1 protein-coding gene is annotated in these 890 nt (G+C 56.6%); it reads right to left on the bottom strand.

All coding sequences use genetic code 11. The features are described from left to right. Nucleotides 1–367: 367 nt before the first annotated feature. Nucleotides 368–736, bottom strand: a complete 369-nt coding sequence (locus tag DESPIG_RS12565; protein WP_006009606.1) for a four helix bundle protein — start codon at nucleotides 734–736, stop codon at nucleotides 368–370. Nucleotides 737–890 lie beyond the last annotated feature (154 nt).

The following is an 890-nucleotide window of genomic DNA, read 5'->3' as shown; positions in this document are numbered from 1 at the left end:
GCCGCCGCGCAACGCCAGAAAGTGGCATATCCGGGCTGTTCCCTGCTGGCGGTTTTGAACCGTCAACTTTCTTGTCAAAAAATGGGCTCCCGCGCCGCGTTCGTCGCCTACTTGCCGCACGGGAGCGCTGTTGTTTCCCCGCTTCGCATCGGGGAGGAAACGAACCCCCTTTTGCCCCTGTACCGTCCCGGAGGCCGTGACCACCGGGCATCTGACGCCTTGGGGCGAGAGCGGGACGGAACCCCACATTCCTATTGCGATTGGTCCGATTGTTATTCAGATTGAGGCCAAAAAGGCCCGCGCCGCTGCCATTATTGTATCTGCCGCCGCGCAACGCCAAATCGCAGCATATCCGGGTCGTTCCCTGTCAGCGGCGCGGGCGTTCCCCGCCCGTTTTCTTGAGGCCACCGACAATTTTTCCGATTTCCACCAGACGGGCAGCTATCGGCTCATACCGCTTTTCCGGGATCGCTCCGACGCGGATTCCCAGCCGTATCATAGCCAGAAGGACTTTTGCCTTCACGTCCACCGTGTTGAGTAAAACCCAACGGTTTCCGGCTCGGAGCGAAAGCTGCACCAGGGCCGCTTCCACTTCCCAGACAGTCGCCCGGATATCCGCCCCCAGTGTGAACCGGTCGTTTTTCGGCATATCCCGCAGCACGCAGGAAAAGAGATAGACGGAAAGGTCTTCCCATTTCTGTTGCAGAATAAGGCCGCCTTCAACGGATTCAGTCATGGCACGGATATCCTTTTTACAAAAAAATTGCGACCGGCTTCGCCGGTAAGGGTTAATAGCATATCCCGCAATTTTTTCCATGTATGATGGCAAGGTCAGGAATTCAGGATTCAAGTATCAGGAATTACAGGATAAAAGCGGGACGGAACCCCAC

The sequence above is a fragment of the Desulfovibrio piger ATCC 29098 genome (genome assembly GCF_000156375.1).
Lineage (GTDB): Bacteria > Desulfobacterota > Desulfovibrionia > Desulfovibrionales > Desulfovibrionaceae > Desulfovibrio > Desulfovibrio piger.
The sequence above is the reverse complement of the archived record's forward strand: the minus strand, read 5'-3'. Positions and strand labels throughout refer to the sequence as shown.

Excerpts from the sequence above, each read along its gene's own strand:
- DESPIG_RS12565 (WP_006009606.1), bottom strand. The coding sequence starts at position 736 with ATGACTGAATCCGTTGAAGGCGGCCTTATTCTGCAACAGAAATGGGAA.